22 protein-coding genes and 1 riboswitch are annotated in these 22,061 nt (G+C 62.6%); of the genes, 2 read left to right on the forward strand and 20 right to left on the reverse strand.

The window, feature by feature from the left end:
- Positions 1-135: 135 nt before the first annotated feature.
- The 20 genes from EOA16_RS25895 to EOA16_RS25990 all read right to left on the reverse strand — a co-directional run bounded on the left by EOA16_RS25895 (position 136) and on the right by EOA16_RS25990 (position 19,828).
- Complete coding sequence (locus EOA16_RS25895) at positions 136-420, reverse strand: DUF1467 family protein (protein ID WP_023812375.1); 285 nt, start codon at positions 418-420, stop codon at positions 136-138.
- On the reverse strand, positions 417-821 hold the full coding sequence (mce, locus tag EOA16_RS25900; RefSeq protein WP_063168232.1) for a methylmalonyl-CoA epimerase: 405 nt from the start codon (positions 819-821) through the stop codon (positions 417-419). Before mce ends, EOA16_RS25895 begins: the two co-directional genes overlap by 4 nt.
- Positions 822-954: 133 nt before the next feature.
- Positions 955-2,625, reverse strand: coding sequence for a ribonuclease J (locus EOA16_RS25905; RefSeq protein WP_127260735.1), 1,671 nt, complete (start codon positions 2,623-2,625; stop codon positions 955-957).
- Positions 2,626-2,743: 118 nt separating this feature from the next.
- Positions 2,744-3,565 carry a biotin--[acetyl-CoA-carboxylase] ligase gene (locus tag EOA16_RS25910; RefSeq protein ID WP_127260736.1) on the reverse strand — a complete coding sequence of 274 codons (822 nt, stop codon included), beginning with the start codon at positions 3,563-3,565 and terminating at the stop codon, positions 2,744-2,746.
- A gap of 5 nt (positions 3,566-3,570) precedes the next feature.
- Positions 3,571-5,007 (reverse strand): NADH-quinone oxidoreductase subunit NuoN, encoded by a 1,437-nt coding sequence (gene nuoN / locus EOA16_RS25915; protein WP_127260737.1) that lies wholly within the window; start codon positions 5,005-5,007, stop codon positions 3,571-3,573.
- Between the two features lie 18 nt (positions 5,008-5,025).
- Positions 5,026-6,531, reverse strand: a complete 1,506-nt coding sequence (locus tag EOA16_RS25920) for an NADH-quinone oxidoreductase subunit M (protein ID WP_127260738.1) — start codon at positions 6,529-6,531, stop codon at positions 5,026-5,028.
- A complete protein-coding gene (nuoL, locus tag EOA16_RS25925) occupies positions 6,531-8,504 on the reverse strand; it encodes an NADH-quinone oxidoreductase subunit L (RefSeq protein ID WP_127260739.1) in 1,974 nt (657 codons plus the stop codon). Before nuoL ends, EOA16_RS25920 begins: the two co-directional genes overlap by 1 nt.
- A gap of 10 nt (positions 8,505-8,514) precedes the next feature.
- Positions 8,515-8,823: an NADH-quinone oxidoreductase subunit NuoK gene (nuoK, locus tag EOA16_RS25930; RefSeq protein ID WP_010910101.1), complete on the reverse strand. Its 309-nt coding sequence runs from the start codon at positions 8,821-8,823 to the stop codon at positions 8,515-8,517.
- A gap of 1 nt (position 8,824) precedes the next feature.
- Positions 8,825-9,445, reverse strand: coding sequence for an NADH-quinone oxidoreductase subunit J (locus tag EOA16_RS25935; RefSeq protein ID WP_063172416.1), 621 nt, complete (start codon positions 9,443-9,445; stop codon positions 8,825-8,827).
- A 120-nt stretch (positions 9,446-9,565) separates the two neighbouring features.
- Positions 9,566-10,057, reverse strand: a complete 492-nt coding sequence (nuoI, locus tag EOA16_RS25940; protein WP_023812382.1) for an NADH-quinone oxidoreductase subunit NuoI — start codon at positions 10,055-10,057, stop codon at positions 9,566-9,568.
- A complete protein-coding gene (nuoH, locus tag EOA16_RS25945) occupies positions 10,057-11,100 on the reverse strand; it encodes an NADH-quinone oxidoreductase subunit NuoH (protein WP_127260740.1) in 1,044 nt (347 codons plus the stop codon). The genes nuoI and nuoH overlap by 1 nt, the downstream gene beginning before the upstream one ends.
- A gap of 2 nt (positions 11,101-11,102) precedes the next feature.
- Positions 11,103-13,184 carry an NADH-quinone oxidoreductase subunit NuoG gene (gene nuoG / locus EOA16_RS25950; RefSeq protein ID WP_127260741.1) on the reverse strand — a complete coding sequence of 694 codons (2,082 nt, stop codon included), beginning with the start codon at positions 13,182-13,184 and terminating at the stop codon, positions 11,103-11,105.
- 73 nt (positions 13,185-13,257) lie between these two features.
- Complete coding sequence (locus tag EOA16_RS25955; protein WP_127260742.1) at positions 13,258-13,947, reverse strand: NADH-ubiquinone dehydrogenase; 690 nt, start codon at positions 13,945-13,947, stop codon at positions 13,258-13,260.
- Positions 13,948-14,018: 71 nt separating this feature from the next.
- Positions 14,019-15,323, reverse strand: coding sequence for an NADH-quinone oxidoreductase subunit NuoF (nuoF, locus tag EOA16_RS25960; protein WP_127260743.1), 1,305 nt, complete (start codon positions 15,321-15,323; stop codon positions 14,019-14,021).
- A gap of 10 nt (positions 15,324-15,333) precedes the next feature.
- Positions 15,334-16,614 (reverse strand): NADH-quinone oxidoreductase subunit E, encoded by a 1,281-nt coding sequence (locus tag EOA16_RS25965; protein WP_127260744.1) that lies wholly within the window; start codon positions 16,612-16,614, stop codon positions 15,334-15,336.
- Positions 16,615-17,805, reverse strand: a complete 1,191-nt coding sequence (locus EOA16_RS25970) for an NADH-quinone oxidoreductase subunit D (RefSeq protein WP_127260745.1) — start codon at positions 17,803-17,805, stop codon at positions 16,615-16,617. It lies immediately after the preceding gene.
- Positions 17,806-17,871: 66 nt separating this feature from the next.
- Positions 17,872-18,249: a four helix bundle protein gene (locus EOA16_RS25975; protein WP_127260746.1), complete on the reverse strand. Its 378-nt coding sequence runs from the start codon at positions 18,247-18,249 to the stop codon at positions 17,872-17,874.
- 34 nt (positions 18,250-18,283) lie between these two features.
- Entirely contained in the window at positions 18,284-18,886 is a 603-nt protein-coding gene (locus tag EOA16_RS25980) for an NADH-quinone oxidoreductase subunit C (protein WP_127260747.1), read from the reverse strand.
- Between the two features lie 4 nt (positions 18,887-18,890).
- Positions 18,891-19,472: an NADH-quinone oxidoreductase subunit B gene (locus EOA16_RS25985; RefSeq protein ID WP_127260748.1), complete on the reverse strand. Its 582-nt coding sequence runs from the start codon at positions 19,470-19,472 to the stop codon at positions 18,891-18,893.
- Positions 19,463-19,828 carry an NADH-quinone oxidoreductase subunit A gene (locus tag EOA16_RS25990; RefSeq protein ID WP_010910112.1) on the reverse strand — a complete coding sequence of 122 codons (366 nt, stop codon included), beginning with the start codon at positions 19,826-19,828 and terminating at the stop codon, positions 19,463-19,465. The genes EOA16_RS25985 and EOA16_RS25990 overlap by 10 nt, the downstream gene beginning before the upstream one ends.
- Before the next feature lie 331 nt (positions 19,829-20,159).
- Here EOA16_RS25990 and EOA16_RS25995 point away from each other — a divergent pair, with 331 nt between their 5' ends.
- Both EOA16_RS25995 and EOA16_RS26000 read left to right on the forward strand, forming a co-directional pair.
- A complete protein-coding gene (locus EOA16_RS25995; RefSeq protein ID WP_127260749.1) occupies positions 20,160-21,359 on the forward strand; it encodes a winged helix-turn-helix domain-containing protein in 1,200 nt (399 codons plus the stop codon).
- Positions 21,360-21,388: 29 nt separating this feature from the next.
- Positions 21,389-21,592, forward strand: a riboswitch (cobalamin riboswitch).
- 38 nt (positions 21,593-21,630) lie between these two features.
- The gene (locus EOA16_RS26000) at positions 21,631-22,059 is read left to right on the forward strand and encodes a DUF1636 family protein (RefSeq protein WP_127260750.1); all 429 of its coding nucleotides are present in this window, start codon (positions 21,631-21,633) and stop codon (positions 22,057-22,059) included.
- Positions 22,060-22,061: the final 2 nt, after the last annotated feature.

The raw sequence follows: 22,061 nt of genomic DNA on the forward strand, positions 1-22,061 counted from the left end.
CCTTACCTAGCGTCAGCGCTCGTCCGGCCGCAAAACGGCACGGCATTCCTGTCTGGGAACCAAGCTGTTCCGACGGATGAAAACGTCTTGCCGGACAATCTTCTTGGGCCGGACAATCTTCTTGGGCCGGACCGTCTATTTGGCTGGGGTTTGGCTGAATTCCGGCACGATGTGCGGGATGTCGTTGAGGCTGTATCCCAGCCCATGCGTCAGGCCATAGAAAATGCCCATCAGGATCGCGGTGGCGATGGTGGTGCGGATCACGGCGCGCAGCATGTGAGGCCCACGCGGCGCGCTCGGAACCGTGCCGAGCGTCACGTCACGATCGTCGTCCTGCGTCCTCACGCTGAACGGCAGCACGGCGAACAGCACCACCCACCAGGTCGCGAAAAACAGGGCGGTGAACGAAACCCAACTCATGATTGCTCCAGTTCGATCAGCGTTCCGAAGAAATCCTTCGGATGCAGGAACAGCACCGGCTTGCCGTGCGCGCCGATCTTCGGATTGCCGTCGCCCAGCACGCGGGCGCCGGCGGCCTTGAGCTGATCGCGCGCGGCCAGGATGTCGTCGACCTCATAGCAAAGGTGATGCATGCCGCCGGAAGGGTTCTTCTCCAGGAAGGCGGCGATCGGCGACCCCTCGCCCAGAGGCTCCAGAAGTTCGACCTTGGTGTTGCCGACATTGACGAACACCACCGTCACCCCATGCTCCGGCAGCGCCTGCGGCGCCGTCACTTCCGCGCCGAGCGTGTTGCGATAGGCAGCAACGGCGGCCGCAAGGTCCGGCACGGCAAGTGCGACATGGTTCAGACGTCCGAGCATAGAGCGCTCCGCTTTAGGGGAGTAAGGGAGTAGGGCAGTATGGGAGTAGGGAAAACAAGACAGAAGAAAAGCAACGGCTCACTCCCATACGCCCCTACTGCCCTACTGCCCTACTGCCTTACTCCCCTGTTCGTCACCTTGTGACGAATACAGTCACCAGCGGCTTCTTGCCCCAAGCTTCGTTGGCGGCGCCGCGCACGGCGCGCCGCACTGCTTCTTGCACCAGGTCGAGGTCTTTTCGGCGCTGACGGGGGATCGAGTCCACCGCGCCGATTGCCGCATCGATCATCAGATCTTCCAGCGACTCGCCACGGCCTTCGGCCTCGGCGACGCCGATGGCGACCAGGTCGGGGTCGCCGGCAAGCTCATATTTGTCGTCCAACACGACATTGACCGCGACATGGCCGGCAAAGGACAGCTTGCGCCGGTCGCGGATGCCCATCGCCTGATCGGTGCCGATCAGTCTGCCGTCCTTGTAGATACGGCCGAACGGCACCTGATCCATGATGGTGGCTGGGCCGGGAGCAAGCCTGAGCATGTCGCCGTCGCGCACCTGCGCTACCTGGCCGATGCCCGATGTCGACATCAGCGAGCCCTGCGCCACCAGATGTGCCGCCTCGCCATGCACGGGAACGCCGATCTGCGGGCGCACCCATTCATACATCTTGCGCAATTCGCTGCGCCGCGGATGGCCGGAGACATGCACCAGTGCATCGCCGTCCTCGATGATCTTGACGCCGAGGTCGATGAGACGGTTCTTGATCTCGAGGATCGCCTTCTCGTTGCCGGGAATGGTACGCGAGGAAAACACCACCGTGTCGCCTGCCGTCAGTGACACCGACTTCATCTCTTCGCGCGACAGCTTGGCCAGTGCGGCTAGCGGCTCGCCCTGGCTGCCGGTGCAGATGATCACCAGGTTTTCGCGCGGGATGAAACCAAAATCCTCCTCGGCGATGAACTCCGGCAGACCGTCCATGTAGCCGAGTTCGCCGGCCACATCGATGACCCGCTTCAGCGAACGGCCGAGCACCAGGCACTGGCGTCCGGCATCGCGCGCCGCTTTGGCAATCGAGACGATGCGTCCGACATTGGAGGAGAATGTGGTGACGGCGACACGGCCCTTGGCAGCCTGGATGACGCCCTTGAGGCCCTCGCCCACAGCCACTTCCGAAGGCGACTCGCCTTCGCGCAGCGCATTGGTCGAATCGCAGATCAGTGCCAGAACGCCCTTGTCGCCATAGGCACGGAAACGCGCCTCGTCGGTCTTCGGCCCGATCGTCGGCTCCGGATCGATCTTCCAGTCACCGGTATGGATGACGGTGCCTGCCGGCGAGGTGATCGCCAGCGACATCGGCTCGGGAATCGAGTGCGCGACCGGAATGGCTTCGATCTCGAAGGGGCCGACGGTGAATTTTTCGCCCGCCCGGTAGATCGTGACTGGTATTCTCGGCGCGCCCTGCTCGCCTTGCCGCTTGGCTTCCAGCAGGCCGGCGCTGAACGGCGTCATCCAGACCGGCGCCTTCAGCTTCGGCCATGTGTCGAGCAGCGCGCCATAGTGGTCTTCATGCGCATGCGTGATGATGATGCCGCGCAGATTGGCGAGGTTCTCCTCGATGAAGCGCGTGTCGGGCAGCACCAGGTCGACGCCCGGCAGGCTGGCATCGGGAAAGGTCACCCCGACATCGATGACGATCCATTCGCGCGCATTGGGCGGCCCGTAGCCGTAAAGAGCGAAGTTCATGCCGATCTCGCCGACGCCGCCGAGCGGCACGAAGACGAGTTCGGCGGTTTCCGCTTTCGCCATGATTTTTCCCTTCCTGGCCCTCAGGCCAAGCCTAAAAAGCAATTCCGGGAAAAGTGTGTAACGGTTTTCCCACCGGAATTGCGCAAAAACATACAGTTAGAACCGTTCATGAACGGCCCTATGCCCTGGCCGAAGCGACCGCGCCGAAATGCACATCCCCGGCGGCGATCGTCCGAACCGAACCTTCATCGTCGCGGATCACGAAACGGCAGTCCTCGTCAATGGTCTCAAACACCCCACGCACCACATTACCGTCAATTCTGACAGCAACCTCGCCGCCGAGCCCCGCGGCACGATCAAGCCACCGTCGTCTGACGGCGGCAAGTCCGCGCCCCTCATCCCACAATCGGGCATTCCCGCTCCAGGCATCCGACAGCGCCAGGAACAGTGTTTCCGCATCGCATGCCGCGCCCAGCGCGCTGAGTGATGTTGCGGGATAGGGCAAATCCTCGGGGTACGCCACCACATTGACGCCGATACCGACCGCCACCGCGAAACGACCCCCCTCCAGGATTGCCGATTCCAGCAGGATGCCGGCCAGCTTGGCGCCGGAGGCAAGCACGTCATTTGGCCATTTCAGCTCGAAACGGTTTTTTCCTTCGCTGCCACCGTCGAGGCCGATGGCGATCCGGCCCTTCGGCACCACGGCATCGAGTGCATCGGCCAGCGCCAGCCCGGCGACGAAGCCCAGCGTCGCGGCAAGGCGAAGCTCTGCCTTGGTGATGACCAGCAGCGTCGCCGCGAGGTTGCCTTCGGGGGTTGCCCAGACGCGGCCGCGCCGGCCACGTCCACTTTCCTGCTTCTTGGAAACGACCCACAATTTGCCGGGGTCGCCTGCCCTTGCGTGGTCCAGCGCCAGCGCATTGGTGGAGCCGACGCTCTCATGCGCCTCGAGCCGGAACCCATCCGACGCCGAGGTTGGAGCCAGCCGAAATGCCATGCCGTCTAGAAAAACGTCTTGGCGGCGGCTTCGGCATAGGTGCCGATCGGCCCGCCGATCAGCACATAGAACAGCACGAAGGCGCCGGAGACGCCGAGCACGACACGCAATTCCGTCGCCATCGGCACGAAGCCGCCGACCGGTTCGTCGAACCACATGATCTTGATGATGCGCAGGTAGTAATAGGCGCCCACCACCGAGGCCAGCACGCCGATGATCGCCAGAGCGTAGAGGTTGGCGTTGATGGCGGCGAGGAAGACGTACCATTTCCCCCAGAAGCCGGCGAGCGGCGGAATGCCGGCCAGGGAGAACATAAGGATCGTCAGGATCGTCGCCATGATCGGATTGGTCGACGACAGGCCGGCCAGGTCGCTGATCTGCTCGACATTGCCTTCCTTGCGCCGCATGGCGAGGATGAAGGCGAAAGTGCCGAGCGTCATCACCAGATAGATCAGCATGTAGATGGCAACGCCGCGCACGCCGGCCTGGCTGTTGGCGGCAAGGCCGACCAGCGCGTAGCCCATATGGCCGATCGAGGAATAGGCCATCAGCCGCTTGATGTTGGTCTGGCCGATGGCGGCGAAAGCACCAAGGGCCATCGAGGCGATCGAGATGAAGACGATGATCTGCTGCCAGTCGGAGGCGATCGGCTTGAACGCGCCCATGGTGACGCGCACCATCAGCGCCATCGCCGCCATCTTCGGGGCCGCCGCGAGAAACGCCGTCACCGGCGTCGGCGCGCCCTCATAGACGTCAGGCGTCCACATGTGGAACGGCACCGCCGAAATCTTGAAGGCAAGGCCGGCCAGCACGAAGACGAGGCCGAAGACGAGACCGAGCTGGCGCTCGCCGCTGCCGAGCGCTGACGCGATCTCCTGGAAACCGGTGTTCCCGGTGTAGCCGTAGACCAGGCTGATGCCGTAGAGCAGCATGCCCGACGACAGCGCGCCGAGGACGAAATATTTGAGGCCTGCTTCGGTCGACCGCAGATTGTCGCGATTGATCGCGCACAGCACATAGATCGCCAGCGATTGCAGCTCGAGGCCGAGATAGAGGCCGATCATGCTGTTGGCCGAGATCATCAGCATCATGCCGAGCGTGCAGAGCAGGATCAGCACGGGATATTCGAACTTGTCGAAACGCTCCGCCTTGGCGAAGCGCATCGACATCACCAGCGTCACCGCCGAGCCGATCAGCGCCAGCACCTTCATGAAGCGGCCGAAGGAATCCTGGATGAAGGCATTGCCGTAAGCGCTGCCCTGCCCGGTCCGGAAGATCAGCCAGGCGCCTGCGACCGCCAGCACGGCAACCGCAAGGCCGGTTACGGTGTTGGCCGTGTTGGCGCGCGAATAGGCGCCGACCATCAGCAGCGCGAGCGCGCCGACGGCAAGGATCAGCTCTGGCGTCGAGAGCGACAGGCTGGAGAGAAGGTCCGGCGTCATGGTTCGCAAAACCTCTGGTCAGTTCGCCGCCGCGGTCTGCGCGGCGCCGATGGATGCAGTGACATTGGTGACGAGCGACTTGACCGATTCGGCCGTCGCGTCGAAGACCGGGGCGGGATAGACGCCGAAGAAGATGACCAGCACGACCAGCGGGTAGATGATCACCTTCTCGCGCGGCGACAGGTCGAGCAGGCCCTTCAGGCTGTCCTTGGTCAGTGCCCCGAAGATCACCCGGCGATAGAGCCAGAGCGCGTAGGCGGCCGACAGGATGACGCCGGTGGCGGCGAAGAACGCCACCCAGGTGTTGACCCGGAACACGCCCAGCATGGTCAGGAACTCGCCGACGAAGCCGCTGGTACCGGGCAGGCCGACATTGGCCATGGTGAAGATCAGGAACACCGTGGCGTATTTCGGCATGTTGTTGACCAGGCCGCCATAGGCCGCGATCTCACGTGTGTGCATGCGGTCGTAGATGACACCGACGCACAGGAACAGCGCGCCGGAGACGAGGCCGTGGCTGAGCATCTGGAAGATCGCGCCCTGCACCCCTTCCTGGTTCATGGCGAAGATGCCCATGGTGACGAAGCCCATATGGGCGACCGACGAATAGGCGATCAGCTTCTTCATGTCCTCCTGCATCAGGGCCACCAGCGAGGTGTAGATGATGGCGACGACGGACAGCGCGAAGACCAGCGGCGCGAACATTTCCGACGCCAGCGGGAACATCGGCAAGGAGAAGCGCAGGAAGCCGTACCCGCCCATCTTCAACAGGATGCCGGCCAGGATGACTGAGCCTGCCGTCGGCGCTTCGACGTGCGCGTCGGGCAGCCATGTGTGCACCGGCCACATCGGCATCTTCACCGCGAAGGAGGCGAAGAAGGCAAGCCATAGCCAGGTCTGCATGTTGGCCGGGAAGTTGTGGGTCAGCAGCGTCGGGATGTCGGTTGTGCCGGACTGGAAGAACATCGCCATGATGGCGAGCAGCATCAGCACCGAGCCGGCGAGCGTGTAGAGGAAGAACTTGAACGAGGCGTAGACGCGCCGCTTGCCGCCCCAGACGCCGATGATGATGAACATCGGGATCAGCCCGGCTTCGAAGAAGACGTAGAACAGCACGATGTCCAGCGCGCAGAACACGCCGATCATCAGCGTCTCGAGCAGCAGGAAGGCGATCATGTAGGCCTTGACCCTCTTCTCGATCGATTCCCACGACGCCAGGATGCAGAGCGGCATCAGGAAGGTCGTCAGGATGACGAACAGCATCGAGATGCCGTCGACGCCCATATGGTAGGAAATGCCGGAGTCGAGCCAGGCGACCTTCTCGACGAACTGGAAGCCGGACTGCGAATTGTCGAATCCCGTCCAGATGAACAGCGAGATGATGAACGTGAACGTCGTCGTCAACAGCGCGATGGCGCGGATGTTGCGGCGTGCATTTTCGCTGTCGTCATTGATGAACAGGATAAGCAGCACACCAACCAGCGGCAGGAAGGTGACCAGCGAGAGGATTGGCCAAGCGGTCATCAGAGCATCATCCAGGTGACGAGTGCGGCAACGCCGATCAGCATGGCGAAGGCGTAGTGGTAGAGATAGCCGGTCTGCAGCTTGACGACGCGGTTGGTGACATCGACGACGCGCGCCGAAATACCATCCGGGCCGAGGCCGTCGATGACGGTGCCGTCGCCGGACTTCCACAGGAAATGGCCGAGGCGCTTGGCGGGCCGCACGAACAGGAAGTCGTAGAGCTCGTCGAAATACCACTTGTTGAGCAGGAAGGCATACAGCCCGCGATGCTGCGCGGCCAGGTTGACCGGCATTTCCGGCGAGCGGATGTAGAATTTCCAGGCCAGCGCGAAGCCGATCAGCATGGCGATGAAGGGCGACAGCTCGACCCACAGCGGCAATTCGTGGATCTCGTGCAGGATGTGATTGCCGGGCAGCGTGAACAGCGATGCCTTCCAGAACTCGGTATAGCCCTCACCGATGAACGCGTTGTGGAAGATGACGCCGGCAAACAGCGCACCCGCGGCCAGGATGAACAGCGGCACCAGCATCACAGGCGGCGATTCATGGACGTGATGCATGACCTCATGGCTCGCCCGCGGCTTGCCGTGGAAGGTCATGAAGATCAGCCGCCAGGAGTAGAAGGAGGTGAAGCAGGCGGCGATGACCAAAAGCACGAAGGCCATGCCGGCGACCGAATTGTGGCCGGCAAAGGCGCTCTCGATGATGGCGTCCTTGGAGAAGAAGCCGGCGGTGCCGATGACCGTCACCGGAATACCGACGCCGGTCAGCGCCAGCGTGCCGATCACCATCATCCAGTAGGTGGTCGGAATCAGTTTCCTGAGGCCGCCCATCCTGCGCATGTCCTGCTCGTCCGAGACGGCATGGATGACCGAGCCCGAACCGAGGAACAGCAGCGCCTTGAAGAAGGCATGCGTGAACAGGTGGAAGATCGCCGCGCCATAGGCGCCGACGCCGAGTGCCACGAACATGTAGCCGAGCTGCGAGCAGGTCGAATAGGCGATGACGCGCTTGATGTCGTTCTGGACGAGACCGACAGTTGCCGCGAAAAAGGCGGTGAAGGCACCGATGAAGGTCACCACGGTCAGCGCCGAATGCGACAGTTCGAACAGCGGCGACAACCGGGCCAGCATGAACACGCCGGCCGTCACCATGGTGGCGGCATGGATCAGGGCCGAAACCGGCGTCGGACCTTCCATGGCATCCGGCAGCCAGGTGTGCAGCGGCACCTGCGCCGACTTGCCCATGGCGCCCATGAACAGGAGCAGGCAGACGATCGTCATGGCCGCCTGCTTGTCCAGCGCATGGCCAAGGAAGGTCAGCACGGCGGCACCGTGCGGTGCGCCTTCAGCGGGGATGAACGTCGCCGCATTGGCGAAGATGGTGCCCAGATTGACCGAGCCGAACAGCACGAACACGCCGAAGATGCCGAGCGCGAAGCCGAAGTCACCGACGCGGTTGACGACAAAGGCCTTGATTGCCGCGGCATTGGCCGACGGCTTCTTGTACCAGAAGCCGATCAAGAGGTAGGAGGCGAGGCCCACCCCTTCCCAGCCGAAGAACATCTGCACGAGGTTGTCCGCCGTCACCAGCATCAGCATGGCGAAGGTGAACAGCGACAGATAGGCGAAGAAGCGCGGCCGGTTCGGATCGTGGTGCATGTAGCCGATCGAATAGATGTGGACCAGCGCCGACACGGTGTTGACCACCACCAGCATGACCACCGTCAGCGTGTCGATCCGCAGCGCCCAGGACGCTTCCAGTCCGCCCGACTGGATCCAGCGCAGCACCGGCACGGTGAACACCTCGCCATGGCCGAAACCGACGGTGAAGAAAGCGACCCACGACAGCACAGCCGCGATCACCAGGAAACCCGAGGTGATGTATTCGGATGCCTTGGCGCCGAGCGACGTGCCGAACAGGCCGACGATCAGGAAGCCGAGCAGGGGAAGGAAGACGATGGCCTGATACATGGTGGTTCCGTCAACCCTTCATCATGTTCACGTCTTCGACCGCGATCGAGCCGCGGTTGCGGAAGAAGACGACGAGAATGGCAAGTCCGATGGCGGCTTCGGCCGCCGCGACCGTCAGCACGAACAGCGCGAACACCTGACCGACCAGATCGCCCAGTGCTGCCGAAAAGGCGACGAAGTTGATGTTGACCGCGAGCAGGATCAGTTCGACCGACATCAGGATGACGATGACGTTCTTGCGGTTCAGGAAGATGCCGAACACGCCGAGCGTGAACAGAACAGCCGATACGGTCAGATAATGTGCGATGCCAACAACCATCTCAGAGTCCCTCGCCTGTCTTGACCTTGCGGATTTCCATGCCGGTCGCCGGCGTGCGGCCGACCTGGGCTGCGATCGACTGTCGCTTGACGCCTGGCTTATGGCGCAGCGTCAGCACGATGGCGCCGATCATGGCGACCAGCAGCACGAGGCCCGAAATCTGGAAATAATAGAGGTAGTCGGTATACAGGATGTCGCCGAGCGCGGCGGTATTGGTCCGCGCGGCGAGATCCGGAATGGGCTTGGAGACCGTCGAGGCGAGCTGCGGCGCGAAAGTGTAGCCGCCGAGCACGACGATCAGCTCGGCCGCCAGAATCAGCCCGACCAGCGCGCCGATCGGCGCATATTGCAGGGCGCCGCTCTTGAGTTCGGCGAAATCGACGTCGAGCATCATGACGACGAACAGGAACAGAACCATCACCGCGCCGACATAGACGACGAGCAGGATCATCGCCAGGAATTCGGCCCCGGTCAGCATGAACAGGCCGGCGGCGTTGAAGAAGGTCAGGATCAGGAACAGCACCGAATGCACGGGGTTGCGCGACGAAATGACCATGAACGCCGATGCCACCGCGACAAAGGCGAAGAGGTAGAAAAAGGCCGCCTCTAGTCCACTCAACATTGGGGATCCCCCGGGTTCTGTCCGAAACAGGACGCTCGTCCTGCTCGATTTTTGCCACCGCCTCCGGTCGGCAAGTTGTGTCCTTAGACGAGGCCCCTCGCCCCGTCCATGCGTCAAATATCAGCGGTAGGGCGAGTCCAGCGAGATGTTGCGCGCCAGTTCGCGCTCCCACCGGTCGCCATTCGCCAACAGCTTGTCCTTGTCATAGTAGAGTTCCTCGCGCGTCTCCGTCGCGAACTCGAAATTCGGCCCCTCGACGATGGCGTCGACCGGGCAGGCTTCCTGGCAGAAGCCGCAATAGATGCACTTCACCATGTCGATGTCGTAACGCACCGTGCGGCGTGTGCCGTCATTGCGGCGCGGGCCGGCCTCGATGGTGATGGCCTGCGCCGGGCAGATCGCCTCGCACAATTTGCAGGCGATGCAGCGTTCCTCGCCGTTGGGATACCGGCGCAGCGCATGCTCTCCGCGGAAGCGCGGACTGGTCGGCCCCTTCTCGTGCGGATAATTGATCGTCTCCTTCGGCGCGAAGAACTGGCGCATCGACAGGAAGAAGGCGCTGACGAAATCCTGCAGCAGCAGCGATTTGGCGGCTTGGGAAAGAGCGGACATCACGCAAACCCCGTGATCTTGAGGAAGGCCGCGGTGGCGACCACCATGAACAACGAGATCGGCAGGAACACTTTCCAGCCAAGCCGCATCAATTGGTCGTAGCGGTAGCGCGGCACGAAGGCCTTCACCATGGAGATGCCGAAGAAGACGAAGCAGACTTTCAGCACGAACCAGATGACGCCCGGCACCCAGGTGAACGGCGCGAAGTCGAAGGGCGGCAGCCAGCCGCCGAGGAACAGGATGGTGGCCAGCGCGCACATCAGCACGATGGCGACATACTCGCCGAGGAAGAACAAAAGGAACGGCGTCGACGAATATTCGACCATGTGGCCGGCGACCAGTTCCGATTCGGCCTCCACCAGATCGAAAGGCGGGCGGTTCGTCTCGGCCAGTGCCGAGATGAAGAAGATGATGAACATCGGGAACAGTGCCAGCCAGTTCCAGTCGAGGAAGGTGTTGGGCAGGCCAAGCCGCGTACCAATTCCATCATGCTGCGACAGCACGATATCGGTGAGGTTGAGCGAGCCGGCGGTGAGCAGAACGGTGACGATGACGAAGCCGATCGAGACTTCGTAGGACACCATCTGAGCCGCCGAACGCAGCGCGCCCAGGAACGGATATTTCGAGTTCGAGGCCCAGCCGCCCATGATCACGCCATAGACTTCGAGCGAGGAGATGGCGAAGACATAGAGGATGCCGACATTGACGTTGGCGATCGCCCAACCCTGACTGACCGGGATGACCGCCCAGGCCGAAATCGCCAGCACGGCCGAGACCAGCGGCGCCAGCAGGAACACGCCCTTGTTGGCGCCGGACGGGATGACCGGCTCCTTGAAGACGAATTTCAGCAGATCGGCGAAGGCCTGCAGCGTGCCCCAGGGACCGACGACGTTCGGACCGCGGCGCAACTGCACCGCCGCCCAGATCTTGCGGTCGGCGTAGAGGATGTAGGCGACGAAGATCAAAAGCACGACGATCAGCACGACCGACTTCAACAGGATCAGCAGCGCCGGCAGCACGTAGAAAGAGAAGAAAGTGTCCATGCTTATTCCGCCGCCTGCTTGAAGCCGCTCTTGGCCAGTGCCGAGCATTCCGCCATCACGGTCGATGCTCGCGCGATCGGGTTGGTCAGGTAGAAATCCGTCACCGGCGAGGTGAAGGTGCCCTTGTTCAGCCGCCCGCCGAGCTTCGCCACCCCAGCGATGTCCTCGGCATTGCCTGTCGCGACCTGGTCGATACGGGCCAGATGCGGGTATTCGCCATAGAGCTTGGCGCGCAGTTGCGGCAGCGAATCGAACGGCAGCTTCTTGCCCAGCACATCCGACAACGCCCTTAGAATAGCCCAATCCTCGCGCGCCTCGCCCGGCGCGAAGCCGGCGCGGTTGGTCTGCTGCACACGCCCTTCGGTGTTGACATAGGTGGCCGACTTTTCCGTGTAGGCGGCCGCCGGCAGGATGACATTGGCGCGGTGCGCGCCCTGGTCGCCATGCGTGCCGATATAGACGACGAAGGCGCCGCCGGTCTTGGCCATGTCGATCTCGTCGGCGCCGAGCAGGAACAGCAGCTCCATCTCGCCCAGCATGCCGGCGACATCCTTGCCGCCCTCGCCCGGCACGAAGCCGAGATCGAGGCCGCCGACACGTCCGGCCGCATTGTGCAGCACGGCAAAGCCGTTCCAGTCCGCGCGGGCAGCGTTCACGGCGGCGGCGAGCTTGGCCGCCTGGCCGAGCACAGCCGCGCCATCGGCACGCGCCAGCGCGCCCTGGCCGACGATGATCAGCGGATGCGTCGCCTTCTTCAGCACCTGGAAGAACTTGCCATTGCCTTCGGCCAGATCCTTCAGCGAATCCGGTCCGGCGCCCAATTGTTCATAGTCGTAACGCGTGTCGCCGACATCGCCGATGACGCCTACCGGCAGATTGCCGATCCGCCAGCGCTTGCGGATACGGGCGTTGAGCACCGAGGCTTCATAGCGCGGGTTGGCGCCGATGATCAGCACCGCATCGGCCTGCTCGATGCCTTCGATGGTCGGGTTGAAGATGTAGCTCGCACGGCCGAGCGCCGGGTCGAGAGCGGCGCCGTCCTGGCGGCAATCGATATTCTTCGAGCCGAGCGAAGCCATCAGCAGCTTGAGCGCATAGGTCTCCTCGACGGCGGCGAGATCGCCCGCGATAGCGCCGATCTTTTCGGGCGCCGTCTTCGACACCGCGTCCTTGATCGCGGCGAAGGCCTCGGCCCAGCTGGCGGCAACCAGTCTGCCGTCCTTGCGCACATAGGGGCGGTCGAGACGCTGCGTGCGCAGGCCGTCCCAGATAAATCGGGTCTTGTCGGAGATCCACTCCTCGTTCACCGCCTCGTTGACGCGCGGCAGGATGCGCATCACTTCGCGGCCCCGGCTATCGACGCGGATCGCCGAGCCGACCGCATCCATCACGTCGATCGATTCGGTCTTGGTCAGCTCCCACGGCCGCGCCTGGAAAGCGAATGGCTTCGAGGTCAGCGCGCCGACCGGGCAAAGGTCGATGACATTGCCCTGCAGCTCCGAGGTCATCGCCTGTTCGAGATAGGTGGTGATCTCTGCATCCTCGCCACGGCCGATCAGGCCCAGTTCGGAAATGCCGGCGACTTCGGTGGTGAAGCGGACGCAGCGCGTGCAGTGGATGCAGCGGTTCATCACCGTCTTCACCAGCGGTCCGATGTATTTGTCTTCGACCGCGCGCTTGTTCTCGTGATAGCGCGAGGAATCGACGCCGAAGGCCATCGCCTGGTCCTGCAGGTCGCATTCGCCGCCCTGGTCGCAGATCGGGCAATCCAGCGGATGGTTGATCAGCAGGAACTCCATCACGCCTTCCCTGGCCTTCTTGACCATGGGCGTGTTGGTGAAGATTTCCGGCGCCTCGCCATTCGGCCCCGGACGCAGGTCGCGCACGTTCATGGCGCAGGAGGCCTGGGGCTTGGGCGGCCCGCCCTTCACCTCAATCAGGCACATGCGGCAATTGCCGGCGATCGACAGCCGTTCATGGAAGCAGAAGCGCGGCACTTCCGCGCCAGCGTCTTCCGCCGCCTGCAGCAGCGTGTAGTGGTCGGGTACAGTGATCTCTTTCCCGTCGACCTTGAGCTTTGCCATTCGCCTCAAACCCCTGCGGAGTTCCCGCAATCTCTTTTTCCGGACGCGGTCGAGACCACGTCGGGCATTTCATTCACTTCTTGACGGCGAGCGCCGCCGCTTGGGCTGTCCAATCGTCGCGGCCGATGCGGCCGCCGAGCGACAGATAGTCTTCGACCCAGGCAACCTCTTGCGGCGTCCATGCCGCGATCTGGGCATACGTCCAGATACCGAGGCCGTTGAGAACCTTTTCCAGCTTCGGCCCGATGCCCGATATCGCCTTGAGATCCACCGGATTGGCCGGCTTCTCCATAGCCTTGGGCTGCCTGAAATCTTCGGGCATCAGCACATTGCCGGCGCCGCTTGTCGCCGGAGCGGCATTCGCGGCCGGCACGGCAGTGGCGGCTTCCTTGGCGGCAATATCGGTGACCTCCCTGGCGAAGGACTGCGCCTCGGCGATCATGGTTTTCGCCGTCGCCCGCGCCTTGGTGGAGGAAGAGTTCGGATCGTCGAACTGCGCGACGCGCGCCTCGAAATCATCGACGATCGGCTGCAGCAGCCGCTGCGAGGCTTCTGCCGCACCTGAAAGCGCACCCAGCCAGACGCCGAAAGCATGATTGGCGAGCCCGAGGCCAAGCGCCGACATCGCCGCCGCACCCGCCACAGGATGCACGAAAAGGTTGACGGCGCTGGCCATCTCCTTCGGCATCATCCTGGTCAAGTCCTGGTTCATCTTCTCGATCTGGTCCAAATTGGGCATCAGCGGGTTCGAATACGGCGCCATAGAGTTCTCCTGGTCGTTTCTTCGTTCGCCCCGCCCTTCGCTGCGGACTTTCGTCCGCATAAAACGTTCTTCTATTCCGCCGCCACCATCACAGGCTCGGCCCGGTGCGCATTGCGCGAAAACTCATCGATGCGCCGCTCCACTTCGCCGCGGAAATGCCGCATCAGGCCCTGGATCGGCCATGCCGCCGCGTCGCCCAGCGCGCAGATCGTGTGGCCTTCGATCTGCTTGGTGACATCGAGCAGCATATCGATCTCGCGCTTCTGCGCCTCGCCGCGCACCAGCCGTTCCATCACCCGCCACATCCAGCCGGTGCCTTCGCGGCATGGCGTGCACTGGCCGCAGCTCTCGTGCTTGTAGAAATAGGAAAGCCGCGCGATCGCCTTCACGACATCGGTCGACTTGTCCATGACGATGACAGCCGCGGTTCCAAGGCCGGATTTGAGGTCGCGCAAGGCATCGAAATCCATTGGCGCGTCGATGATCTGCTCGGCCGGCACCAACGGCACCGAGGCGCCGCCCGGTATGACCGCCAAAAGATTGTCCCAGCCGCCGCGAATGCCGCCGCAATGCGTCTCGATGAGCTCGCGGAACGGGATCGACATCGCCTCTTCGACCGTGCACGGATTGTTGACGTGGCCGGAGATGCAAAACAGCTTGGTGCCGACATTGTTGGGCCGGCCGAAGGACGAGAACCAGGCCGCACCGCGGCGCAGGATGGTCGGCGCAACCGCGATCGATTCGACATTGTTGACCGTGGTCGGGCAGCCATAGAGGCCGACATTGGCCGGGAACGGCGGCTTCAGCCGGGGCTGGCCCTTCTTGCCTTCGAGGCTTTCGAGGAGCGCTGTCTCCTCGCCGCAGATATAGGCGCCGGCGCCGTGATGCATGTAGACGTCGAAATCGTAGCCGGAGGTGTTGTTCTTGCCGATCAGCTTGGCCTCATAGGCCTCCTCGATCGCGCGCTGCAGTGCCTCGCGCTCGCGGATGAACTCGCCGCGCACATAGATGTAGGCGGCAATTGCGCCCATGGCGAAACCGGCAAGCAGCGCGCCCTCGACCAGTGTGTGCGGGTCGTTGCGCAGGATGTCGCGGTCCTTGCAGGTGCCGGGCTCGGATTCGTCGGCATTGATGACGAGATAGCTCGGCCGGCCATCGCTCTGCTTGGGCATGAACGACCATTTGAGACCCGTCGGGAAGCCGGCGCCGCCGCGGCCGCGCAGGCCCGACGCCTTCATCTCGTTGACGATCCACTCGCGCCCCTTGGCAACGATGCCGGGCGTGTTGTCCCAGGCGCCGCGCGCCATCGCGCCGGCCAAGGACTTGTCGAACAGGCCGTAGATATTGGTGAAGATGCGGTCTTTGTCCTGAAGCATTTTTCGTCCCTCAGACCGGTTTCTTGCCGAAGACGCGGATGTATTCGGCGACGCCACCCTTGGCGAGCGCCTTGGCCTGCTTGACCCAGTCGTCGCGATCGATGCGGCCCTGGAAAGAGAGGTAGCCATCCACCCACTCGCGCTCGGCCTTCTTCCACGACGCGACCTGCGCGAAGGTAAAAATGCCCAGCGTATGCAGGATGCCCTCGATCTTGGGGCCGACGCCGGAGATCAGCTTGAGGTCATCGACCTGTGTCGGTTTAGCGATGCCGGCCGGACGGTTCTTGTCCTCGAGCGACGGTTTGGCCGGCTTGGCTACCGGTACCTTGACCTCCGGCGCCTTGAAGGCGGAGGCCGGCTCGGCCTTGGTTATTGGACCGTTGCGCTGCTTGGAAACCTGCTCGACTTTGGAGTCTGCCTTGTTGGCATTGGCGGCCGAATGCAGTGGGGCGGCAACGCTCGCCGCCTTTTCAACCGCCGGCGCGACCTTGGTTTTTGAAGGCGTCTTCAACGCCGGGCTGGTTTCAGGGGCGTCGGTCTTCGGCTTGCTGGTGTTGGACGGTGCGACAGGGGCCGCACCCGGCGCCGGCACCGGCGCTGCGATGATCGCGTCGGGCGCCGCCCTGGCGGCCTTGGCTGCCTCCCTGGCTTCCCTTTCGCGGGTCGACTTGAGGATCGCCTTTTCGCTCTTCAGCGTGGTGAGGCCGGAGGCCGGCTCCGAGCCGGTGCGGCCATTCTGCGGCCCCGGTTCCACCGAAGCACCCTTGCCGGCGTCATAGAGATCGATGATTTCAGCCAGGCGTTCCGGCGTCAGATCCTCGAACGTGTCCTTGAAGATCATCACCATCGGCGCGTTGACGCAGGCGCCAAGGCATTCGACCTCTTCCCACGACAAAGTGCCCTTGTCGTTGGTGTGGAACTGATCGTGATGGATCTTGGAGCGGCAGACATCCATCAGCGCTTCCGAACCGCGCAGCATGCAGGGCGTGGTGCCGCAGACCTGTATGTGCGCACGCGTGCCGACCGGATTCAACTGGTACTGCGTGTAGAAGGTCGCGACTTCGAGCCCGCGGATGCGCGGCATGCCGAGCATGTCGGAAATCGTCTCGATCGCCGCCTTGGTCACCCAGCCTTCCTGCTCCTGCGCGATCATCAGAAGCGGGATGATGGCCGACTGTTCGCGGCCCTTCGGGTACTTCTTGATCCATTGCTTCGCCGCTGCCGCATTCGCCCGGTTGAAGGCGAAGGAGGCTGGCTGGACACTGGCTTCTGCGAGACGGCGGACTGACATTTAGCGATCGACCTCACCAAACACGATGTCGAGGGAGCCGAGAACGGCGGTGACGTCGGCCAGCATGTGGCCGCGGCAGAGGAAATCCATCGCCTGCAGATGCGCGAAACCCGGCGCGCGCAGCTTGCAGCGGTAGGGCTTGTTGGAGCCGTCGGAAACCAGATAGACGCCGAATTCGCCCTTCGGCGCCTCGACCGCGGCGTAAACCTCGCCGGCCGGCACGCGATAACCCTCGGTGTACAGCTTGAAGTGATGGATCAGCGCTTCCATCGAGCGCTTCATCGCCTGGCGCTTGGGCGGCACCACCTTGCCGTCGAGATTCGACACCGGGCCGGTGCTTTCCTTGCCGAGCAGGAGATCGACGCACTGGCGCATGATCTTCGCCGACTGGCGCATTTCTTCCATACGCACGAGATAACGGTCGAAGCAGTCGCCGTTCTTGCCGATCGGAATGTCGAAATCCATTTCCGAATAGCATTCATAGGGTTGCGACTTGCGCAGGTCCCAGGCAGCGCCCGAACCGCGCACCATCACGCCCGAAAAGCCCCAGGCCCAGGCATCGGCCAGCGAAACGATGCCGATATCGACATTGCGCTGCTTGAAGATGCGGTTGCCTGTCAGCAGCTGATCGAGGTCGTCGATCGACTTCAGGAACGGGTCGATCCACTTGCCGATGTCCTCGACCAGCTTCTGCGGCAGGTCCTGGTGGACACCACCGGGACGGAAATAGGCGGCATGCATGCGCGAACCGGATGCGCGCTCATAGAACACCATCAGCTTTTCGCGCTCGACGAAGCCCCACAGCGGCGGCGTCAGCGCGCCGACGTCCATAGCCTGCGTCGTCACATTGAGGATGTGCGACATGATGCGGCCGATTTCGCAATAGAGCACGCGGATCAGCTGCCCGCGCTTCGGCACTTCGATGCCGAGCAGGCGCTCGGCGGCGAGCGCGAAGGCGTGCTCCTGGTTCATCGGCGCGCAATAGTCGAGCCGGTCGAGATAAGGGATCGCCTGCAAATAGGTTTTGGCTTCGATCAGCTTTTCGGTGCCGCGATGCAAGAGCCCGATATGCGGATCGACGCGGTCAACGACTTCGCCATCCAGCTCCAGCACTAGGCGCAAAACGCCGTGCGCCGCAGGGTGTTGCGGGCCGAAATTGATGTTGAAGTTACGGACGGAGGTTTCAGCCATTCTGGCGCCTCTGGCGAAGAGTCAGTAGTGAGTAGTGAGTAGTGATCATCAATCTCAATGCCTGCTTCATTCCGCCTGCTTGGCCTGCACCGTTCGAATAAGAGATCTCATCATTTTTCCAATCTCTTCGCATCGCAGCAGCAGCTCAATCTCATTGTCTTTTCGTAGCAGCCCAACCCGGCATGCCAGCAGTACGTGCGTTTCCAACTCTTTCAACGAGCCTTGCGCCATGCGCAAGAACTGAACGAACGAACCTCTGTTTTCCCGGCCGTAGCCCTCCGCGATGTTCGCCGCGATCGAAACCGCCGATCGACGCATCTGAGATGTCATGCCGTAAATCTCATCCCTCGGAAACTCTTTGGTGAAGCGGTAACAATCTTCGGCGAGCGTCATCGCCGATTGCCACACCTTCAAGTCGCGATAGGATTCGATCCGTTGCTCCAATTCTTTCCCTACTGACTACTCACTACTTCCCTACTTACTGGTTCGCCTTCTCGTCACCCGGCAGCACGTAATCCGTACCTTCCCACGGGGACAAAAAATCGAAATTGCGGAATTCCTGCTTGAGCTCGACCGGCTCATAGATGACGCGCTTGGCCTCATCGTCGTAGCGCACTTCGACAAAGCCGGTCAGCGGGAAATCCTTGCGCAGCGGATGGCCTTCGAAACCGTAGTCGGTCAGCAAGCGACGAAGATCGGGATGGCCCGAGAACAGCACGCCGTACAGATCGTAGGTCTCGCGCTCGAACCAGTCGGCGCCAGGGAACACGCCGGTGATCGACGGCACCATGGTTTCCTCGTCGGCCTGCACCTTGACTCGGATGCGCACATTCTGCTTCGGCGACAACAGATGGTAGACGACGTCGAAGCGCTTGGCCCGCGACGGATAGTCGGCGCCGCAGACATCGATGATCGAGATGAATTGGCAGCGCGCATCGTCGCGCAGGAAGGTCATCACCTCGACCAGATCGCGCGGCTCGACATGAACGGTAAGCTCGCCATAGGCAATCGCCGCGTCGTTCACACGGCCGATCAGCTTCTCGCCGAGATAGGTCGACAGTTCGCTCAGGGATGCGGTCATGGATTTACCGTTCGATCGTGCCGGTGCGGCGGATCTTCTTCTGCAGGAGAAGAATGCCGTAGAGCAGCGCTTCGGCGCTCGGCGGGCAGCCGGGCACATAGATGTCGACCGGCACGATGCGGTCGCAGCCGCGCACCACCGAATAGGAATAGTGGTAATAGCCGCCGCCATTGGCGCAGGAGCCCATCGAGATGACGTAGCGCGGCTCCGGCATCTGGTCGTAGACCTTGCGCAGCGCCGGCGCCATCTTGTTGGTCAGCGTTCCGGCCACGATCATGATGTCGGACTGGCGCGGAGACGCGCGCGGCGCAACACCGAAGCGCTCCGAGTCGTAGCGCGGCATCGAAGTGTGGATCATCTCCACCGCGCAGCAGGCGAGACCGAAGGTCATGAACATCAGCGAGCCGCTGCGCGCCCAGGTGATCAGCGCTTCCGTCGAGGTAACGAGAAAGCCCTTGTCGGCCAGTTCGTTGTTGATCTCGAGGAAAAAGGGATCATCCTCCCCCACCGGCCTTCCGGTGTTGGGATCGATGATACCCCTAGGCTTCGGCGCGACGAGGGTGCCTGAACTGTCGTTCAATCCCATTCCAGCGCTCCTTTTTTCCATTCATAGGCAAAGCCGATGGTCAGCACCGCCAAAAACACCATCATCGACCAGAAACCGAGCATGCCGATCTTCGAAAACGACACCGCCCACGGAAACAGGAAGGCCACTTCCAGGTCGAAGATGATGAACAGGATCGACACCAGGTAGAAACGGATGTCGAACTTCATGCGGGCGTCGTCGAACGAGTTGAAACCGCACTCATAGGCGGAAAGCTTTTCGGGATCGGGATTGCGGTAGGCCACCAGGAAGGGCGCGGCCAGCAGCGCCAGGCCGACAACCAGCGCCACGCCTATGAACAGGACGATGGGCAGGTATGAGCTCAAGAGTGCATTCATGCTCGGCTTTCCGTTGGCGCCAATCCACGTTGATTACAGCACCGGACCCTAATGCGGAAGCGTGACAGTTTAACCGCTGAACCGTTTTAAGGGCCTATGCTGCAACGCGGCGAGGGTTAGCGCAGCACTTCCAGCGAAGCAAGTCAAACCTTGTTCAAAACACCGACCTGGATGGCATATCGCGGCAAACTGGTCCGATCCGCTCCTGTTTGATTTCCTTCGTTTGTTACTCCACTTTTCTCTCCTGACATGAATGCCGCCAAAACCCTGCTAGCATGGGTTGGAATCAGCCATTCGACCCTCGGTCAAAACACTTCAAAGTGATGCCTGCATGAAGGAAAAGATCTCGCTCCCCACGGCCCGGCGCATCGCGCTTGCCGCCCAGGGGTTCCTCGATCCCCGCCCGACCGGCACGCCGGACCGCAGGCATCTTGCCCGCACCCTCTCCCGCACCGGCCTGCTGCAGATCGATTCCGTCAGCGCGGTGGTACGCGCTCATTATATGCCGCTCTATTCGCGCCTTGGCCCCTACCCGCTCTCGCTGCTCGACAACGCCGCGGTGACGCGCAAGCGCACGGTGTTCGAATACTGGGCGCACGAGGCGTCCTTCCTGCCGGTCGAGACCTACCCGCTGATGCGCTGGCGCATGCAGCGCGCCGAACGCGGCGATGAAATGTATCTGGGCCTCGCCAAATGGGGCCGCGAGCACGCCGCCTATATCGAGGAGATCTACCGCCAGGTCGCCGAGCGCGGCCCGATCGCCGCTTCCGCGCTGGAAGGCCAGAAAGGTTCGGGCGGCTGGTGGGGCTGGAGCCATGCCAAGCATGCTTTCGAATGGCTGTTCTGGGCCGGGCGCATCACCACGGCGCACCGGCGCGGCTTTGAACGTTTCTATGATCTGCCCGAACGCGTGCTGCCGCAGGCGGTCGTCGATCTGCCGGTGCCGGCCGTCGAGGACGCGCACCGCGAATTGCTGCGCATTTCCGCCCGCGCCCACGGTGTGGCGACATCGGGCGATTTGCGCGATTATTTCCGCCTGTCGCCCGCCGACATGAAAGGCCGGCTGGAGGAACTGGTCGAAACGGGCGAGCTGCTGCCGGTGCGTGTCGAAGGTTGGGACAAACCGGCCTATCTTCATAAAGACGCCCGTCTGCCACGAAAGATCGACGCTCGCGCCTTGTTGGCGCCGTTCGATCCGGTTGTCTTCGAACGCTCGCGCTCGGAGCGGCTGTTCGATTTCCACTACCGCATCGAGATCTACACCCCGGCCGAAAAGCGCCAATTCGGCTACTACGTCCTGCCCTTCCTGCTCGGCGACAGGATCATGGCGCGTGTCGATCTCAAGGCCGATCGCCCGGCAAGCGTGCTACGCGTCCATGCGGCCTATGCTGAGCCCGGTGCGCCGGCCGAAACAGCTGCTCAGCTGTTTGAGGAATTGAAGCAGATGCAAGGTTGGCTCGGGCTCGAGCGCATCGAAGTGATGTCCGCCGGTGACTTGGGTCCGGCGCTGGCCGACCTGACCGTGTCGTAAGCTCGCGTTGACACCGCTGCCCGCAAAAGCCTAAATCCGTTCCAGACGGTCTCTTCTCTTCAACGAGAGGAGCCAAGAGGGAATGCGGTGCGGGACAAAATCCCAAATCCGCGGCTGTCCCCGCAACTGTAAGCGAAGAGCCAAGGCCGAAAGCCACTGGGAGTTCCCGGGAAGGCGGCTACCAAGGCGATGACCCGCGAGCCAGGAGACCTGCCGTCTGCGACTGTAGAATCCGATCGCCCGGCGGGTTTCCGGGCAAGGAGCCCGATCTTTGGACCACGACAGCAGTTCTTCGGCTGGCACAGCGGATATTTCGTCCGGCCATGATGATGCCTTGGCCGGCGTCACCATCATCGTCTGCGCCTCCTGCCGCGATGAAACCGGTTCCGAAACTCATCCCCGCGCCGGCGAATCACTGGCGGACGACACGCGCCGCGCCGCATCCGGCGAAAACATCCGCATCCGCAGCGTTGAATGCCTTGGCAATTGCAAGCGGCGTCTCAGCGCCGCCATTCTGCGCGACGGTTGCTGGAGCTATGTCTTCGGCGACCTGACCGCGACCAGCGGCGCCGACCTCGTCACCGGCGCCAAACTCTTCGCCACTTCGAAGGACGGCCTGATCCCGTGGCGCGGTCGCCCCGATAGCCTCAAGCGCGGCCTCGTTGCCCGCATCCCTCCCCTCGACCTGCTGAAGGACTGACC

Source organism: Mesorhizobium sp. M7A.F.Ca.US.008.03.1.1 (assembly GCF_003997495.1).
Taxonomy (GTDB): Bacteria; Pseudomonadota; Alphaproteobacteria; order Rhizobiales; family Rhizobiaceae; genus Mesorhizobium.

Bases quoted from the DNA above. Each gene is read 5' to 3' on its own strand.
- EOA16_RS25955 (WP_127260742.1), bottom strand. From the start codon at position 13,947: ATGGCGCCGTATTCGAACCCGCTGATGCCCAATTTGGACCAGATCGAG.
- EOA16_RS25965 (WP_127260744.1), bottom strand. From the start codon at position 16,614: ATGTCAGTCCGCCGTCTCGCAGAAGCCAGTGTCCAGCCAGCCTCCTTC.
- nuoH (WP_127260740.1), bottom strand. From the start codon at position 11,100: ATGGACACTTTCTTCTCTTTCTACGTGCTGCCGGCGCTGCTGATCCTG.
- EOA16_RS25935 (WP_063172416.1), bottom strand. From the start codon at position 9,445: ATGTTGAGTGGACTAGAGGCGGCCTTTTTCTACCTCTTCGCCTTTGTC.
- EOA16_RS25910 (WP_127260736.1), bottom strand. From the start codon at position 3,565: ATGGCATTTCGGCTGGCTCCAACCTCGGCGTCGGATGGGTTCCGGCTC.
- EOA16_RS25980 (WP_127260747.1), bottom strand. From the start codon at position 18,886: ATGACCGCATCCCTGAGCGAACTGTCGACCTATCTCGGCGAGAAGCTG.
- nuoG (WP_127260741.1), bottom strand. From the start codon at position 13,184: ATGGCAAAGCTCAAGGTCGACGGGAAAGAGATCACTGTACCCGACCAC.
- nuoI (WP_023812382.1), bottom strand. From the start codon at position 10,057: ATGTCCGCTCTTTCCCAAGCCGCCAAATCGCTGCTGCTGCAGGATTTC.
- EOA16_RS25990 (WP_010910112.1), bottom strand. From the start codon at position 19,828: ATGAATGCACTCTTGAGCTCATACCTGCCCATCGTCCTGTTCATAGGC.
- nuoK (WP_010910101.1), bottom strand. From the start codon at position 8,823: ATGGTTGTTGGCATCGCACATTATCTGACCGTATCGGCTGTTCTGTTC.
- EOA16_RS25985 (WP_127260748.1), bottom strand. From the start codon at position 19,472: ATGGGATTGAACGACAGTTCAGGCACCCTCGTCGCGCCGAAGCCTAGG.
- EOA16_RS25895 (WP_023812375.1), bottom strand. From the start codon at position 420: ATGAGTTGGGTTTCGTTCACCGCCCTGTTTTTCGCGACCTGGTGGGTG.
- nuoL (WP_127260739.1), bottom strand. From the start codon at position 8,504: ATGTATCAGGCCATCGTCTTCCTTCCCCTGCTCGGCTTCCTGATCGTC.
- EOA16_RS25920 (WP_127260738.1), bottom strand. From the start codon at position 6,531: ATGACCGCTTGGCCAATCCTCTCGCTGGTCACCTTCCTGCCGCTGGTT.
- nuoN (WP_127260737.1), bottom strand. From the start codon at position 5,007: ATGACGCCGGACCTTCTCTCCAGCCTGTCGCTCTCGACGCCAGAGCTG.
- nuoF (WP_127260743.1), bottom strand. From the start codon at position 15,323: ATGCTTCAGGACAAAGACCGCATCTTCACCAATATCTACGGCCTGTTC.
- EOA16_RS25995 (WP_127260749.1), top strand. From the start codon at position 20,160: ATGAAGGAAAAGATCTCGCTCCCCACGGCCCGGCGCATCGCGCTTGCC.
- EOA16_RS25905 (WP_127260735.1), bottom strand. From the start codon at position 2,625: ATGGCGAAAGCGGAAACCGCCGAACTCGTCTTCGTGCCGCTCGGCGGC.
- EOA16_RS25970 (WP_127260745.1), bottom strand. From the start codon at position 17,805: ATGGCTGAAACCTCCGTCCGTAACTTCAACATCAATTTCGGCCCGCAA.
- mce (WP_063168232.1), bottom strand. From the start codon at position 821: ATGCTCGGACGTCTGAACCATGTCGCACTTGCCGTGCCGGACCTTGCG.